This is a genomic window from Halomonas litopenaei (assembly GCF_003045775.1).
Taxonomy (GTDB): Bacteria; Pseudomonadota; Gammaproteobacteria; order Pseudomonadales; family Halomonadaceae; genus Halomonas; species Halomonas litopenaei.
On sequence record NZ_PXNS01000006.1, the window covers coordinates 157,874 to 173,440 of the forward strand.

Annotated in this window: 17 protein-coding genes; 11 read left to right on the plus strand and 6 right to left on the minus strand. The window is 64.3% G+C overall.

The features are described from left to right. Window positions 1–34 precede the first annotated feature (34 nt). Window positions 35–1,348 (plus strand): histidinol dehydrogenase, encoded by a 1,314-nt coding sequence (gene hisD, locus C6W88_RS12250; RefSeq protein ID WP_108132803.1) that lies wholly within the window; start codon window positions 35–37, stop codon window positions 1,346–1,348. A gap of 156 nt (window positions 1,349–1,504) precedes the next feature. Here hisD and C6W88_RS12255 read toward each other — a convergent pair whose 3' ends face one another. Beyond that, the gene (locus C6W88_RS12255) at window positions 1,505–2,758 is read right to left on the minus strand and encodes a Do family serine endopeptidase (RefSeq protein ID WP_108132654.1); all 1,254 of its coding nucleotides are present in this window, start codon (window positions 2,756–2,758) and stop codon (window positions 1,505–1,507) included. Window positions 2,759–2,880: 122 nt separating this feature from the next. Between C6W88_RS12255 and C6W88_RS12260 the strand changes: the two genes are divergently transcribed. Further along, on the plus strand, window positions 2,881–3,642 hold the full coding sequence (locus tag C6W88_RS12260; protein ID WP_045993361.1) for a Nif3-like dinuclear metal center hexameric protein: 762 nt from the start codon (window positions 2,881–2,883) through the stop codon (window positions 3,640–3,642). A gap of 81 nt (window positions 3,643–3,723) precedes the next feature. Here C6W88_RS12260 and C6W88_RS12265 read toward each other — a convergent pair whose 3' ends face one another. After that, window positions 3,724–4,167, minus strand: coding sequence for a Z-ring associated ZapG family protein (locus tag C6W88_RS12265; protein ID WP_052704392.1), 444 nt, complete (start codon window positions 4,165–4,167; stop codon window positions 3,724–3,726). A gap of 215 nt (window positions 4,168–4,382) precedes the next feature. Between C6W88_RS12265 and zapE the strand changes: the two genes are divergently transcribed. The 8 genes from zapE to C6W88_RS12305 all read left to right on the plus strand — a co-directional run bounded on the left by zapE (window position 4,383) and on the right by C6W88_RS12305 (window position 11,006). Further along, window positions 4,383–5,549, plus strand: coding sequence for a cell division protein ZapE (gene zapE, locus C6W88_RS12270; protein WP_108132655.1), 1,167 nt, complete (start codon window positions 4,383–4,385; stop codon window positions 5,547–5,549). Window positions 5,550–5,770: 221 nt separating this feature from the next. After that, window positions 5,771–6,199, plus strand: a complete 429-nt coding sequence (gene rplM, locus C6W88_RS12275; RefSeq protein WP_045993422.1) for a 50S ribosomal protein L13 — start codon at window positions 5,771–5,773, stop codon at window positions 6,197–6,199. Between the two features lie 13 nt (window positions 6,200–6,212). Continuing rightward, complete coding sequence (rpsI, locus tag C6W88_RS12280; RefSeq protein WP_045993363.1) at window positions 6,213–6,602, plus strand: 30S ribosomal protein S9; 390 nt, start codon at window positions 6,213–6,215, stop codon at window positions 6,600–6,602. A gap of 373 nt (window positions 6,603–6,975) precedes the next feature. After that, on the plus strand, window positions 6,976–7,575 hold the full coding sequence (gene petA, locus C6W88_RS12285; protein WP_045993364.1) for a ubiquinol-cytochrome c reductase iron-sulfur subunit: 600 nt from the start codon (window positions 6,976–6,978) through the stop codon (window positions 7,573–7,575). Then, window positions 7,575–8,834: a cytochrome b gene (locus C6W88_RS12290; RefSeq protein ID WP_045993365.1), complete on the plus strand. Its 1,260-nt coding sequence runs from the start codon at window positions 7,575–7,577 to the stop codon at window positions 8,832–8,834. The genes petA and C6W88_RS12290 overlap by 1 nt, the downstream gene beginning before the upstream one ends. Further along, on the plus strand, window positions 8,834–9,604 hold the full coding sequence (locus C6W88_RS12295) for a cytochrome c1 (protein ID WP_045993366.1): 771 nt from the start codon (window positions 8,834–8,836) through the stop codon (window positions 9,602–9,604). The genes C6W88_RS12290 and C6W88_RS12295 overlap by 1 nt, the downstream gene beginning before the upstream one ends. A gap of 177 nt (window positions 9,605–9,781) precedes the next feature. After that, on the plus strand, window positions 9,782–10,408 hold the full coding sequence (sspA, locus tag C6W88_RS12300) for a stringent starvation protein SspA (RefSeq protein ID WP_045993367.1): 627 nt from the start codon (window positions 9,782–9,784) through the stop codon (window positions 10,406–10,408). 91 nt (window positions 10,409–10,499) lie between these two features. Then, window positions 10,500–11,006 (plus strand): ClpXP protease specificity-enhancing factor, encoded by a 507-nt coding sequence (locus tag C6W88_RS12305; RefSeq protein WP_045993368.1) that lies wholly within the window; start codon window positions 10,500–10,502, stop codon window positions 11,004–11,006. 205 nt (window positions 11,007–11,211) lie between these two features. On the opposite strand, the gene C6W88_RS12310 is transcribed toward C6W88_RS12305, so the two are convergent. Genes C6W88_RS12310 through C6W88_RS12325 form a run of 4 tightly spaced genes read right to left on the minus strand, consistent with a single transcriptional unit; the run spans window position 11,212 to window position 14,556 of the window. Continuing rightward, window positions 11,212–11,802, minus strand: a complete 591-nt coding sequence (locus C6W88_RS12310) for a BON domain-containing protein (RefSeq protein ID WP_108132656.1) — start codon at window positions 11,800–11,802, stop codon at window positions 11,212–11,214. A 1-nt stretch (window position 11,803) separates the two neighbouring features. Beyond that, on the minus strand, window positions 11,804–12,397 hold the full coding sequence (locus C6W88_RS12315) for a phosphoheptose isomerase (RefSeq protein WP_045993370.1): 594 nt from the start codon (window positions 12,395–12,397) through the stop codon (window positions 11,804–11,806). Between the two features lie 43 nt (window positions 12,398–12,440). Beyond that, a complete protein-coding gene (locus tag C6W88_RS12320; protein ID WP_108132657.1) occupies window positions 12,441–12,815 on the minus strand; it encodes a YraN family protein in 375 nt (124 codons plus the stop codon). Continuing rightward, complete coding sequence (locus tag C6W88_RS12325; RefSeq protein WP_108132658.1) at window positions 12,802–14,556, minus strand: penicillin-binding protein activator; 1,755 nt, start codon at window positions 14,554–14,556, stop codon at window positions 12,802–12,804. Before C6W88_RS12325 ends, C6W88_RS12320 begins: the two co-directional genes overlap by 14 nt. Before the next feature lie 46 nt (window positions 14,557–14,602). Between C6W88_RS12325 and rsmI the strand changes: the two genes are divergently transcribed. Next, a complete protein-coding gene (gene rsmI / locus C6W88_RS12330) occupies window positions 14,603–15,457 on the plus strand; it encodes a 16S rRNA (cytidine(1402)-2'-O)-methyltransferase (protein ID WP_108132659.1) in 855 nt (284 codons plus the stop codon). Window positions 15,458–15,567: the final 110 nt, after the last annotated feature.

A 15,567-nucleotide genomic window follows, 5' to 3' on the forward strand; every position in this document is an offset into this window, starting at 1 on the left:
ACGTATGGCCAAGACAGAAGCGGAGATTTCCGACATGAGCCAAGACACGCCCCTGGTGGCCCGACTCTCGACCCGGGACGCGGATTTCGAGTCCCGTCTCACCGACCTGCTGGCGTGGGAAGGCGTGTCGGACCATGGTGTCCAGCAGGCGGTCTCCGAGATCATCAGCCAGGTTCGTCGGGAGGGCGACGCCGCCCTGGTGGCGCTGACCTGTCGCCTCGATCGCCTCGAGGCCTCGAGCATGGCGGATCTGACCCTGGGGGCCGATCGTCTCGAGGCCGCCTACGCCGCTCTGCCCGACGACCAGCGTCAGGCGCTGGCCACCGCCGCCGAGCGTATCCGCGTCTACCACGAACGCCAGAAGCCCACTTCCTGGCAGTACACCGAAGATGACGGCACCGTGCTGGGGCAGAAGGTGACGCCGCTGGATCGCGCCGGTATCTATGTGCCCGGCGGCAAGGCCGCCTATCCCTCATCGGTGCTGATGAACGCTGTGCCGGCCCACGTGGCGGGAGTGCGGGAGATCATCATGGTGGTGCCCACGCCCGACGGCGTGGTCAACGATCTGGTGCTGGCGGCGGCGCATCTGGCCGGGGTGGACAAGGTGTTTACCCTGGGCGGTGCCCAGGCCGTGGCGGCGCTGGCCTATGGCACCGAAAGCGTGCCCAGGGTCGACAAGATCGTCGGGCCGGGCAACATTTATGTGGCCACCGCCAAGCGCGCGGTCTTTGGTCAGGTGGGGATCGACATGATCGCCGGGCCTTCCGAGATCCTGGTGGTGTCCGACGGCCAGACCGATCCTGACTGGCTGGCCATGGACCTGTTCTCCCAGGCAGAGCATGACGAAGACGCCCAGGCGATCCTGGTCAGCTGGGACGTGGAGCATCTGGCGGCGGTGGAAGCGTCCATGGAACGACTGCTGCCGACGCTCGAGCGCGAAGCCATCGCCGGGGCCTCGCTGCGTACGCGCGGTGCGCTGATCGCCTGTCGTGACGAGGGCGAGGCGCTGGAGTTGATCAATCGCATCGCGCCGGAGCACCTGGAGTTGTCGGTGGAGCACCCGGAGCGACTGGCGGAGCAGGTGCGCCACGCCGGTGCCATCTTCATGGGGCGGCATACCGCAGAGGCGCTGGGTGACTACTGCGCTGGTCCCAACCACGTGCTGCCGACCTCGGGTACGGCGCGCTTCTCGTCACCGCTTGGCGTCTACGACTTCCAGAAGCGCTCTTCGATCATTCACTGCTCGCCACAGGGCGCGTCTACCCTGGGCAAGACCGCCTCGGTGCTGGCTCGTGGTGAATCGCTGACCGCCCACGCGCGCTCGGCGGAGTACCGCATCAAGGATTGAAGCGACGCAGGGCCGGTGGTCGTTGTGACCGAGCGCCCCCGGCCCCAGACAGGCATCCAGACATGAAAAGGCCCGGAGCAATTCCGGGCCTTTTCATGTCTGGACGGTGGGGCACGCCTGGACACTGCCTCTGCGTTACCCACCTCGGGGTGCGTCTCAGGGGGCTGACTGGCTGCTGCCGGTTTGCTGCGACTGGGATTGGGGCGTGGGGCGCTCGCCGACTTCCAGTTCCACCTCTATCGGCCTGCCGTCGCGGGCGACGCTGACGGTCAGGGTGGTGCCGGGAGCCACCGCAGCGATGTCGCTCATGGTCCGACGCGGATCGATCACCGCGCGACCGTCAACCTCGAGCAGTACGTCTCCGGGTTTCAGTCCCGCCCGGTCGGCCGGTCCCTGGGACACCACGCCGGCGATGATTACCCCGGCTGGCGCCTGCAGGCCGAAGGAAGCGGCCAGTTCCTGGTTCAGCTCCTGGGCCTCGATGCCGAGCCAGCCGCGGATGACCCGGCCGTGGGTGACCAGCTCGTCGAGAATGCTGCGGGCCAGGTTGGCCGGGATCGCGAAACCGATACCCTGGGAGCCCCCCGAGCGGGAGAAGATGGCGGTGTTGATGCCGACCAGGGCGCCGTCGGGGTTGATCAGGGCGCCGCCGGAGTTGCCCGGGTTGATCGCCGCATCGGTCTGGATGAAGTCCTCATAGGCGTTGAGTCCCAGATGGCTGCGACCGGTGGCGCTGATGATGCCCATGGTCACCGTCTGGCCGACCCCGAAGGGGTTGCCGATGGCCAGCGAAACGTCGCCCACCGCGACCTTGCGCGAGTCGGTCAGCTCGATCACCGGCAGGTCGCCGAGATCGATCTTGAGTACCGCCAGGTCGCTTTCGGGATCGGTGCCGATGACCCGGGCCAGGGTCTCGCGGCCGTCGCGCAGCGCCACCTGGACCTGGTCGGCGCCGCTGATGACGTGGTGGTTGGTCAGCACGTAGCCGTCCTCGCTGACGATGACGCCGGAGCCAAGGCTCGAAAGCATGCGTTGGCGCGACGGCACGTCATTGTTGCCGAAGAACTGGCGGAAGAAGGGGTCTGACATCAGCGGGTGGGTTTCCCGTTCCACGACCCGCGAGGAGTAGACGTTGACCACCGCGGGCGCGGCCTTCTCCACTGCCTCGGCGTAGCTCACGGGGCCGCCACGGCGGTCCAGCGGCGCAGCCTCCTTGACCTCGGGGGCAGGACGTTGCGGTGCCTGCTGCTCGGTGGTTGTCGCTGGTGGCGTGGCGGGAACTACCGTCAGGCTGTCACCGCTCGGTGACGGTAGTCTGCCGAGCCGTTCGGGGAAGGCATTGATCAGCACGATGGCGAGCAGAATGCCGATGAGGACCGGCCAGATATAGGTCGAGAGGGTGCGTCGCATGCGGCGATGATCCTTGGCGCTTGGCAGTGAGGCGGTCGCGGGCCGGCGGGGCGGTGCGTACAATGTGCGCCATTGTAGCATCGCCAACCTGATGCTTGTTTGGAGCTATTTCAGGAGATCTCATGATAGACCGCGACGAACTGGTATCGGCCTGCGAGCAGCTGCTGGAGGCCCGGCGCTTCAAGGACTACACCGAGAACGGGCTGCAGGTGGAGGGCGCACGCACGGTCACCCGTGTGCTCTCCGGCGTCACCGCCTGTCAGGCGCTGCTTGACGAGGCGGTGCGCTGGCAGGCCGATCTGGTGCTGGTGCACCACGGCTACTTCTGGAAGAACGAGCCGGTGGCGGTTACCGGCATGAAGCGCCGGCGGCTGTCGACTCTGCTGGCCAACGACATCAACCTGCTGGCCTACCACCTGCCATTGGACGCCCATCCCGAGCTTGGCAACAATGCGACCCTGGCGCAGCGCCTGGGGTGGACAGTGGAGGGAACGCTGGACGCGCCCATGGGCGAAGGGCTTCTGTGGCACGGTCGGCTGGAAAGGCCAATGGGCGTTGCCGAGCTGGCTGCCCAGGTAGGAGCGTCGCTGGCACGCGAGCCGTTGGTGATCGAGGCGCCTGGTACCGACGCGGTGAGTCGAATCGCCTGGTGTACCGGCGGCGCTCAGGACATGATCATCCCGGCCGCCGAGGCCGGTGCCGAGGTGTTCGTTTCGGGCGAGATATCCGAGCGCACAACCCACCTGGCGCGGGAGATGGGGATCCACTATCTGGCAGCGGGTCATCACGCCACCGAGCGCTACGGCGTCCAGGCGTTGGGTGAATGGCTGGCGCAGCGCTTTGGTGTCGAGCACCGCTTCGTCGACATCGACAACCCTGCCTGAGCAGCAAGCGCCATCGACCGCTTGTGTCGCTGCCAACGCCAGAGCCCGCACCAGTGTGCGGGCTCTGTCATGGTGGGGTGGTCAGTAACGTGGCGGGCGCGGTTCTGCGTTCTGGTCGTCATTGGCCTGGCGCAGACCGAAGTCCTCTGACAGGGTGCCGCGGTTGCCGTCGGCGTAGTCCCGCGGAATGGCGATATCATCGCTGGTCTCGCCGGGTTCGCTGGGCGGTGTCACCTCGCCGCCGATGGCCTTGCTGCCAAGCTGGCGCGCCGACTCGTGAAGTTGGCGCTGCAGGGTGAGGGCGTCATCGCAGACCTGCCGGGCCAGGTCGTCCATCTGTTGCAGGTGGTCGTCGACACCGTCTTTCCACTCGGTCAGCTGGCGTTCCCGTTCGGTCAGCTTGAGGCGCAGCCTTTGGGCACTGCGTGCGCCGCCGTTGAGCAGGTGGTAGCCCAGTGCGCCGAGTCCAATTCCGGCCACCAGGCAAGCCGCCGCCAGGATCATGTTGAAGTTGCTTGGTTCCACGTAGTTCTCCCTGAGCTCTTTCGGACGACCCGCGGCCGCCGCCGGCCTGGCCGACGGCCCATTATAGAGGCGTTGGCTCATAAAGGGTCAATGGCCTGGGGCCTCCCTTGTCGTGCTGGCGTGATGCGCTGTTGCCGGTCGCGGCCTGGGACCTGCCATTCCTGTGTGGTCTGCGTATAATGCGGCTCCGAACTTGTTGACAGTCAGGACGCTACATGAGCTCTTCCCCGTCGAGCAGTGGTCGGCCAGAAACTCCGCTGGAACGCTACCGGCGCGACCTCCAACGTGATGATTTCACGGAGGATGCCGCCCAGGCCAATGCCGTGGCGCATCTGCAGCGACTGTATGACGAGCTGGTGGCAGCGCCCAAGGCCAAGGCGCCGGCGGCGGCGCGTGACGGCTGGGCGTCGAAGGTGAAGGGCCTGTTCGGGCGCAAGGAGGAAGAGCAGGAGCCGGCGCTGCCAGCCATCTCCGGGCTCTATTTCTGGGGCGGCGTCGGTCGTGGCAAGACCTACCTGGTCGACACCTTCTACGAAGCGCTGCCGTTTTCCCAGAAGATGCGCACCCATTTCCATCGCTTCATGCAGCGTGTCCACAACGAGCTGGATCACTGCAAGGGCGAGAAGAACCCGCTCCGGCTGATCGCCGGCAAGTTTGCCGAGGAGGCGAGGGTGATCTGTTTTGACGAATTCTTCGTCAAGGACATCACCGATGCCATGATTCTGGCCAATCTGCTCGAGGCGTTGTTCGAGCGCGGTGTGGTGCTGGTCGCCACCTCCAACATCGTGCCGGACGATCTGTACAAGGATGGCCTGCAGCGCTCTCGCTTTCTGCCGGCCATCGATCTGCTCAAGCGCCACTGTGAGGTGGTCAACGTCGATTCCGGCGTCGACTATCGACTGCGGGCGCTGGAGCGCGCCGAGATCTTCCATTCGCCGCTGGACGAGGCGGCGGATCAGGAGCTCGAGCGCAGCTTTCGCGAGATCGCCGGTCAGGCGGGGGAAGAGCAGGTGCCGGTGGAGATCAACCATCGCATCCTCAAGGCGCGTCGACTGCACGAGGACGTGGTCTGGTTCGACTTTCTCGAGCTGTGCGACGGGCCGCGCAGTCAGAACGACTACATCGAGCTGGCTCGCGAGTTCCACACGGTCCTGGTGTCCTGTGTGCGGCGCATGGACGCCGCCACCGACGATCAGGCCAGGCGCTTCATCAACATGGTCGACGAGTTCTACGACCGTGGCGTCAAGCTGTTGATGTCCGCCGAAGCGCCGGCAGAGGCGCTGTACCAGGGTGGCAAGCTGGAGTTCGAGTTCGAGCGCACTCTGTCCAGGCTTCAGGAGATGCAGTCCCGGGAGTACCTGGCGCTGCCCCACAAGCCTTGAACCGACGGTGATTGCGTGTGTCCGAGGGGGTGACGGCACGCTTTCGCTCATGTAGAATGCGCGCTCGCTCGACCGTTGTGGCGGCATCGTCCGGATTTCCGGGTGCCGCGCAACCAAGAAAAATAGGGATGATCTCTTCGCGGCGTGGTCTCGCTGAACACCTGTCGGGTGTCCACAACACGACGAAAGGGATCCAACACATCGAATTGGTGATTTCATCCATGAAGACGTTCAGTGCTAAGCCGCAGTCCGTCCAGCGCGACTGGTATGTCGTCGATGCCGCGGACAAGACGCTCGGTCGTCTGGCTACCGAAATTGCTCGCCGCCTGCGTGGCAAGCACAAGCCGGAATACACTCCTCACGTTGATACCGGCGACTACATCGTCGTGATCAATGCCGAGAAGGTTAAGGTCACCGGCAACAAGGCCAGCGACAAGATGTACCATCGTCACACCGGTTACCCGGGTGGCCTGCGTTCCATGACCTTCAGCCAGCTGATCGACCACGCTCCCGAGCGTGTCATCGAAGGTGCCGTCAAGGGCATGCTGCCGAAGGGTCCGCTGGGCCGTGCCATGCACGCCAAGCTCAAGGTCTACGCCGGTTCCGAACATCCGCACGCTGCCCAGCAGCCGCAAGAACTGAACATCTGAGGGGATCTTCGCCATGACACAGCAGTATTACGGTACCGGGCGCCGCAAGACCTCAACCGCGCGCGTCTTCCTCAAGCCGGGCACCGGCAAGATCACCGTCAACAGCCGTGACCTGAACGAATACTTCGGTCGCGTGACTGGCCGCATGGTGGTTCGCCAGCCGCTGGAACTGACCGAGACCCTCGGCCAGTTCGACGTCTATGTCACCGTCAAGGGTGGCGGCGGCAGCGCCCAGGCCGGCGCCATTCGTCACGGCATCACCCGTGCCCTGATGCAGTACAACGAGGACTTCCGTCAGCCGCTGCGTGCTGCCGGCTACGTCACTCGTGACGCACGTGAAGTCGAGCGTAAGAAGGTCGGTCTGCGCAAGGCGCGTCGTCGCCCGCAGTTCTCCAAGCGTTAATCACCCACGCTTGCCGATCAACAACGCCCGGGCCATTGGCCCGGGCGTTGTCGTGTCCGGGGTTCGAAAAATTGTGTGCTGTAGTGCTCTGATGGTGGGGATCATCGGGTCGCCTGGCGGCGCCTGTTTCCCTCGTTAATCTGTCATCGTCTATGCCTTTTGAGCCGCCCGGTCCGTCAAGGCGAACAGGCACAGTGGTATAAAGTTGTTCCACGTCAATTGTCTGGGGCTTGCGCAGGGGGTCTGGGTCAGCCGGCTTCTTGTGCCGGTGGGGGGGATTTCCTAACATACAATCCACTTGTATCCGTGGTCACGGACATTCAAGGGGCCGTGAAAACAACAACGGATAAAGTCTGATGGGAGAAACCAGATCATGGCAGACAACGGCGTGAACAAAGGGCGACGCCGTTTCCTCGTAGGGGCGACCTCCGTAGTTGGAGCAGTCGGCGCCGTCGGGGTAGCGGTACCCTTTGTGGCTTCCTGGCAGCCTAGTGCCAGGGCTCGGGCGGCGGGTGCGCCCGTTCAGGCGGATATTTCGAAGCTCGAACCCGGGCAGCGAATGACCGTCGAGTGGCGGGGCCGTCCTGTATGGGTCATCAATCGCACGCCGGAGATGATCGAACGTACCGAGGCGTTGACCGACGAGGTGCTGGCAGACCCGGATTCCGCCAAGCCGATGCAGCCGGACTATGCCGGCGGTTCGCTGCGCTCCATTCGGCCCGAGATCGGTGTGCTGGTCGGCATCTGTACGCATCTGGGCTGTTCACCGCTGTTCAAGCCGGAGCCCAACGCCGAAGGCGTCGGTGTCGATGACTGGCCCGGTGGCTTCTTCTGCCCGTGCCATGGTTCGCGCTTCGACCTGGCGGGCAGGGTGTTTCGCAATGTGCCCGCTCCGGTGAACCTGGAAGTTCCACCCTACTACTTTGTCAACGAGTCGGTCATCGTGGTCGGCGAAGACGGGGAGGGCGCATAATGGCGAATCCCAACAAGGCCAAGGCCGAACGCGGTTTCATGCGCTGGGTCGATGATCGCTTCCCCGCCACCCAAATGTGGCAGGAGCATCTGTCCGAGTACTACGCGCCCAAGAACTTCAACTTCTGGTACTTCTTCGGCTCCCTGGCGCTGCTGGTGCTGGTCAATCAGATCCTCACCGGTGTCTGGCTGACCATGAGCTTCAACCCCAGCGCCGAGGGTGCCTTCGCCTCCGTCGAGTACATCATGCGTGATGTCGAGTACGGCTGGCTGATCCGCTACATGCACTCCACCGGCGCCTCGGCGTTCTTCCTGGTGGTCTACCTGCACATGTTCCGCGGCCTGCTCTATGGCTCCTACAAGGCGCCGCGTGAGCTGGTGTGGATCTTCGGCATGGCGATCTACCTGGCGCTGATGGCCGAAGCCTTCATGGGCTATCTGCTTCCCTGGGGACAGATGTCCTACTGGGGTGCCCAGGTCATCATCTCGCTGTTCTCCGCCATCCCGAGTATCGGTCCCGACCTGGCCCAGTGGGTGCGCGGTGACTATCTGATCTCCGGGATCACGCTGAACCGCTTCTTTGCCCTGCACGTGGTGGCGCTGCCTATCGTGATCCTGGCGCTGGTGGTGTTGCACATCATTGCCTTGCACGAGGTGGGGTCCAACAATCCCGACGGCATCGATATCAAGGCCAAGAAGGACGAGACCGGCAAGCCGCTGGACGGCATTCCCTTCCATCCGTACTACACGGTGAAGGATATCGTCGGAGTGGCGGTGTTCCTGTTCGTGTTCTGTGCGGTGATCTTCTACTTCCCCGAAGGCGGCGGCTACTTCCTCGAGAAGCCCAACTTCGAGCCGGCCAACCCGCTGAAGACGCCGGATCATATCGCCCCGGTGTGGTACTTCACGCCCTTCTACGCGATCCTGCGCGCCATCACCTTCTCGCTGTTTGGGCTGGACGCCAAGTTCCTCGGGGTCATCTTCATGGGGGCGGCCATCGCGGTGCTGTTCGTGCTGCCCTGGCTCGACCGCTCTCCGGTGCGCTCCATGCGCTACAAGGGCTGGATCTCCAAGGTGATGCTGGTGCTGTTCGCGATCAGCTTTGTCATCCTCGGGGTGCTCGGGGTGCTGCCGCCGACCGGCGCCAGGACGCTGCTGGCCCAGATCTGCACCGTGATCTACTTCGCCTTCTTCGTGTTGATGCCCATCTATACGCGGCTGGAGAAGACCAAACCCGTTCCTGAAAGGGTGACTGGCTAATGAAAAAGCAACTGTTCGCACTGCTCTTCGCGCTGGTCCCGCTTTGCTCCTTCGCCGCGGGCGGCGAGGGGGTGCACCTGCGCAGCATGTCGCCGGATCTGGAGAACCAGGCCTCGCTGCAGAACGGGATGAAGCTCTACGTCAACTACTGCATGGGCTGTCATTCCCTGGAGTACCAGCGTTTCTCCCGCGCGGCCGAGGATCTGGGGATGCCCCAGGATCTGGTCGAGGACAATCTGATCTTCTCGCCGGAACTGGGGTACAACGACCAGATGCACAAGGCGATGAGTGCCGAGGATGCCGAGGTATGGTTCGGCAAGGCGCCGCCGGATCTGACCCTGGAGGCCAGACTGCGCGGCACCGACTGGATCTACAGCTATCTGCTGAGCTTCTATCGTGACAGCGAGCGTGCCACTGGGGTCAACAATGTGGTGTTCCCGGCGGTGGGCATGCCCAACGTGCTCGAGCCGCTGCAGGGGGTGCAGGAGAAGGTCTGTGCAGCCTCCGATCATGCGGTCGGTGACGCCGAACTCGATCCGCTGACCGGCAAGTACCAGTCCTGCGAGACCCTGCAGGTGACGTCGCCGGGCAGCATGGAGCCCAAGGAGTTCGAGCAGGCGGTGTATGATCTGACCAACTTCCTGGCCTACGTGGGTGAGCCGTCCAAGCTGCATGCCCAGGCGCTGGGACCGAAGGTGCTGATCTTCATCCTGCTGTTTGGCATCATCGCCTACTTCCTCAAGCGCGAGTACTGGCGAGACATTCACTGACCGATTGGTCCACCATGGCGGGCGCGGGGTCGATGACCACGCGCCCGTTGCCTTTTCTGGTATCATCGTTGCGCCCGGGCGGACCCGCTGCGGGAGCAAAGATGTGCCCCTGATGCCCCCCCGAGAAGGGGGTTGTCGTGTTATCATCCCGGCTTGAACTGATGCGAGGATTGTTTCATGGGTGTAGTGGCCAAGCGGTCGTCGATGATCTTCTACTCCGGTGGCGAGGACCATTTCAGCCATCGTGTGCGGATCGTGCTGGCTGAGAAGGGCGTGGCCGTGGATATTGTCGAGGTGACCGACGACAAGCATCCCGAGGAGTTGGCGGACCTGAACCCTTACAACAGCGTCCCCACGCTGTTGGATCGTGACCTGGTGCTCTACGAGTCCAAGGTCATGATGGAGTATCTGGACGAGCGTTTCCCGCACCCGCCGTTGCTGCCGGTCTATCCTGTCGCGCGTGCCCAGAGCCGACTGTGGATGCATCGTATCGAGCGCGAGTGGTGCCCGATGGTCGATCGCATCCTGTCCGGCAGCAAGAAGGAAGCCGACAAGGCGCGCAAGGAGCTGCGTGAAAGCCTGATCGGTATCTCGCCGATCTTCGAGGACATGCCCTTCTTCATGAGCGAGGAGTTCACCCTGGTGGACTGCTGCCTTGCGCCGATCCTGTGGCGTCTTCCTGCGCTCAATATCGAGCTGCCCGAGAAGCAGGTACGGCCGCTGATGGGCTACATGGAGCGCGTGTTCGCCCGTGATGGCTTCCGTGCTGCGCTGTCCGAGGCCGAGCGCGAAATTCGTCCCTGATGTTTTGCTTGAACGGAATACCTGAGCCGTGTGTGTCCGGTCGCCACCGGAGTCGCCCGAGTTCCCATTCGCCAACCAAGAGGGCCATATCATGAAGTCGAGCCGTCCCTACCTGGCCAGGGCGCTGTACGAGTGGCTGCTGGATAATGAATTGACGCCGTATATCGTCGTCGATGCGGAGTACGAGAACGTCGAGGTTCCCAGGCAGTTCGTGCAGAACGGCCAGATCGTGCTGAACCTTGGCCCTACCGCCGTGCGTGATCTGGACATGGGCAACGACGTGATTCGTTTCTCGGCGCGCTTCAGTGGCAAGTCGGAGTTGCTGTTTGTACCGCTGCCTGCACTGATTGCCCTGTACGCCCGCGAGAACGGCGTCGGCATGGTCTTTGGTCACGAGCCTGAGCTTCCCGTCGAAGAGGCCAACGACGTCGATGCGCCGGCCCTGGAGAGCGTCAAGGATTCGTCAGAGGAGGAGTCTCCTGCCGCTTCCGATGAGGACGCAGGCGGTGAGTCCGATGGCGGCGATGGCGTGGATGAAGGTGTCGAGAGGTCCAAGCCGCCTCGCAAGGGGCGTCCATCCCTCAGGGTGATCAAGTAAGGCCATCGGGCGCATCGCGCTCTAAAGGTGGTCGGCGGCGAGCTGTCGTCGGCTTGATCTGCTGGAAAAGCGTGACCTCTTCACAAGCGGGACCTCTTCACAAGCGTGATCTCATAAAAAGCGGCGAGCCCTCAGGCTCGCCGCTTTTTTGTGCATCTTTTGCGCTTGAGGGGCGTGCCTTCTTGCGAGGGCACGCCTGTCGCCATCAGTCGATGTAGTCGAATACCTTGACGATACGCTCCATGCCGCCGGCGTTGGATACCACATTGACCGCACGGTCGGCCTCGGCGTGGGTCACCAGGCCCATCAGGTAGACGGTAGCGTTCTCGGTGACCACGGTGATGCGGCCGGAGTCGACCTGATCGCTGGTGGCGAGGGCGGTACGTGCCTTGGTGTCCAGCCAGGCGTCATTGAGGCGCTGACTGGTGGGCAGGTTGGCCGCCACGCTGAGTTCATTGTGGACCCGGCGAACGTTGCGCACCTGGCTGACGATCTCTTCGGCGCGCTGCTTGAGCTCTTCGCTGGGGACCTGGCCGGTCAGCAGTACCACGCCGTTGTAGCTGTCGACGTTGATCCTGGCGTCCTTCAGGCGTGCATCGACGCGTCCCAGGTTGTGGGCGGCCTTGGTCTCGATGCTCTCGTCCTCGACGGTCGCGCCCAGGGTGCGCTCGCCGTAATCCTCGTCGATGGTGCCGGGGTTGGTCACCGAGGTTACGGTGGTGCAGCCGGCCAGCAGGGCGGACAGCAGCAGGGCGGTCATCAGGGGGCGTGTCGAACGGGAATCGCGTTGCGTCATGTTATTCACTCGCACCAAAGAGTTGTTCGTCGATAAGGTCACACAGGCAGTGGATCACCAGCAGGTGAACCTCCTGAATACGGGCCGTGGAGGTGGCCGGCACCCGGATCTCGCAATCGTCCTGTCCCAGCAGGGAGGCCATGTTGCCGCCGTCCCGTCCAGTCAGGGCCACCACCGTCATGTCACGGTCATGAGCGGCCTGGATGGCCTGGATGACATTGGCCGAGTTGCCGCTGGTGGAAATCGCCAGCAGCACGTCGCCAGGCTGGCCCAGGGCGCGCACCTGCTTGGAGAACACCTCGTTGTAGCTGTAATCGTTGGCGATGGAGGTCAACGTCGAGGTGTCGGTGGTCAAGGCCAGGGCCGGCAGACTGGGGCGCTCGCGCTCGAAGCGATTAAGCAGTTCGGAGGAGAAGTGCTGGCTGTCGCCGGCGCTGCCGCCGTTGCCACAGGCGAGAATCTTGCCGTCGGTGACCAGGCTCTGGACCATCATCTGGCTCGCGACCTCGATGAACGGTGGAAGCACTTCGCTGGCGTAGGTCTTGGTGTCGATACTGTCGTTGAACTGTCCGAGAATTCGGCTCTGGAAATCCATGCTGCCTTCCTGGTCCATGGGGGCTCGCCGGGAGCCCGCTGTGTCAGTTTGCTTCGAATGCACCGGCGATCCACTGGATGTCTAGGCTCGGTGACGAGCCGGTAACGGCCAGGACATCGAAGCGGCAAGGACATGATAGCCCGTTGCGGTGGAGATAAAAACGCGCCGCCTGGATCAGGCGGCGTTGTTTGGTGATGGTGATTGTTTCTGCAGGATGGCCGTGGCGGATGCTGCGGCGGTGGCGAACTTCGACGAACACCAGGGTCTCGCCGTCGCGCATCACCAGATCGATCTCGCCTCCCTTGGCGCGCTGGTTGCGCGAGATCGCTATCAGTCCACGCTGGCACAGCCAGGCCTCGGCGTGACGCTCGATGGCCTGGCCGCGGGCGACGGCGTCTATGGCGTCAGGGCGCCGCATCACCGAGGCCGTCACTGAACACGGGTGCCGGCACGCCGCTGCTGAACTGCGCCCATGGCAGTTCGCGGTAGATGCGGCCATCGCCGGCGGCGCTCAGGGTGCCGGTAGCGCCCTGCATGCGTGAACCCGGCAGGGCCTGGATCTGCGGCATGCGGCGTGCCAGTTCGTAGGCGTCGACGCCCATCGCCATCAGGCGGAAGATGGCTGGCTTGTTCTCGGCCTTGAGCTCTTGATAGGTGTCGTAGAACGGGAGGGCCTCGGCACCGCCCACGGCGGCGTCCGGAATGTTCCAGGGAATATCGGGGAACTGCACGCCGTCGAGGTCGCGGTCCAGGCGCGACTGAGGGGTGCCTTCGTAGAGGTGTGAGGTGGCGTACACCGGTAGATCGGAGGCCGAATAGTATTCCAGTGTCGGCGGCACCTGGCGGGCGAAGTCCGGCAGGGCCAGCAGGAACAGCATGTCCGGACGCGGGTTGCTGATGGCGCGGCGGGTGCTGTCGGTGGCCGAGGCGCCGGGGTTGTAGCGCACTGCCGTGGCGATATCGCCGCCCAGTTCGCTCCAGGTGTTCCAGAAGGCCTCGCCGGCCCGCTGACCCCAGTCGTTGTCCGGTACCAGCATGGAGGCGCTGCGGTGGCCGTCCTGCCAGCCGCGGCGGGCCGCCTGGCGGGCTTCGTCTTCTGCCGACAGGCCGTACTCGTAGAGGTTTTTGGTCTGGTTGGAGGCAGACTGGCCGTAGTTCAGCGCCAGGGTCGGCAGGGGCACCTCGGCGCGGCTTTCGAGTCGGGTCACGTCGCTCTTGTCCAGCGGGCCGATGACCACCTGGGCGCCGCTGCTCTGGGCCTGCTGATAGAGTTCGTCGAGGTTGCCGTTGGAGGCGTCGAAGAAGCTGAGCTGGGCCCCGTTTCCGCCGCCGTTGACCACATTGGCCTGGTGGCTGCGAATTCCTTTTTCGATGGCGTCGGCGACGCCGGAAAGCGGGCCCGACTCGGGTAGCAGCACCGCGATGCTCTGCACGCTCTTGCCACGCAGTTCGCGCAACTGGGTGATCTGGGTAGGCAGGCGACGGTTGGCGGGGTGGTCCGGATTGGCCACGCGCCAGTCATCGAGGCGAGCGAATAGCCTCTGGATGTCACCGCCGCTCTGGTTGACCAGGCGGGTCAGCTCGAGCCAGCCGGTGACGATGGCGTTGTCGGGCTCTTCAAGTGCCTCGAGCTGGCGGCCGTTGAGTGCGCTCAACTGGTCCCAGATGGCGTCGTTGATGTCCTCGCGGCCGGTGGCGCTCTGCACCTGCATCAGCAGGCGAGCCGACTCGAGAGGTTCGCCCAGCTGGCCCAGCGCCAGCCCCTGGCGCAGGCGCAGCAGATTGGCTTCATCGTTGGGCAGCTGCATCTCGTCGAGCACGCTGGCGGCTCTGACGACCGCCTGGGGATCGCCCTCACTGTCCCCCAGTTCGGACAGCAGCAGTGCCCACTGACGCCGGCTGTCGCCGGAGAGCTGGCTGTCGTCCAGGCTGTTGAGGGCTTCCAGTGCCTGGGGGCGGCGTCCGGAGCGTGCTAGGATGTCGGCCGCCCTCAGCCGGGTCTGCGCCGCTTCGGTGCCTTGTTGCTGGGCGGCTTGCGCCAGTAGTTGGTCCGGGTCGTCGTCCATGGCCCGCTGTACGATGCTCGGCGTGAAGCTGCAGCCGGCCAGCGTGATGGCCAGTACAGCGGCGGCCACGGGGCCGCGAGTCAAAGTCCTCATGAATCCTTCCTTGTCCGTATTCCGGATGGCAGCCCAGGGAGCCAAGATGTCAGAAGCGAAAGCTGGTTCATTGTACGTGGTCGCCACGCCAATTGGGAATCTGGAAGATCTCAGTCCCCGCGCCGCCCAGGTGCTGGGCCAGGTGGCGTTGGTCGCGGCGGAGGATACCCGCCACAGTGGCCGCCTGATGCGTCATCTCGGTCTGTCGCCGGCGATGATTTCCGTGCACGACCATAACGAGGCGTCCCGGGTCGAGACGCTCAGGCAGCGGCTCGTCCAGGGCGACGATGTGGCGCTTATCAGTGATGCCGGGACTCCCTTGATCAGCGATCCCGGCTACGTCGTGGTGCGTGAGCTCAGGGCGGCGGGTTTTCGGGTGGTGCCGATCCCCGGTCCCTGCGCCCTGGTCACTGCGCTGTGTGCCGCCGGGCTGCCTACCGATCATTTCAGTTTTCATGGCTTCCTGCCGGCCAAGGGTGCGGGGCGGCGAGCGCGCATCGAGGCCTGGAGGAATTCACCCGTCACCCAGGTCTGTTACGAGTCTCCCCATCGTATCCGCGACACCCTGGCCGATCTGGCCGCCGTACTGGGCGAGCGCAGAGTGGTGCTCGGGCGAGAGTTGACCAAGACCTTCGAGACCTTCCTCGACGGCAGCGCCGCCGAGCTGCTGACACTGATGGAGTCTGATCCTGATCAGGCGCGTGGCGAATTCGTGGTGATGGTGGCCGGGGCCTCGGGGCCGGCACCGGACCAGCGAGCGGTGGATGATGAAGCGCTGCTGCGCGCGCTGCTGGCCGAAGGGGTGGGGGTCAAGCAGGCCGCGGCAGTGGCCGCGCGCGTGCTCGGCGGGCCGAAGAAGCAGTGGTACGCCCAGGCGCAGGCGTTGAAGGACGCCGATTGAATCCAGTCCCGGTTCGCTGCCAGGCGGTCGTTAGGACGAGCTATGGGGTGTCCCGGGCCCGTCACGGCAAGGCGGGGATTGAGGGCGTCGAGAGGGTGTCGAGAGGGCAT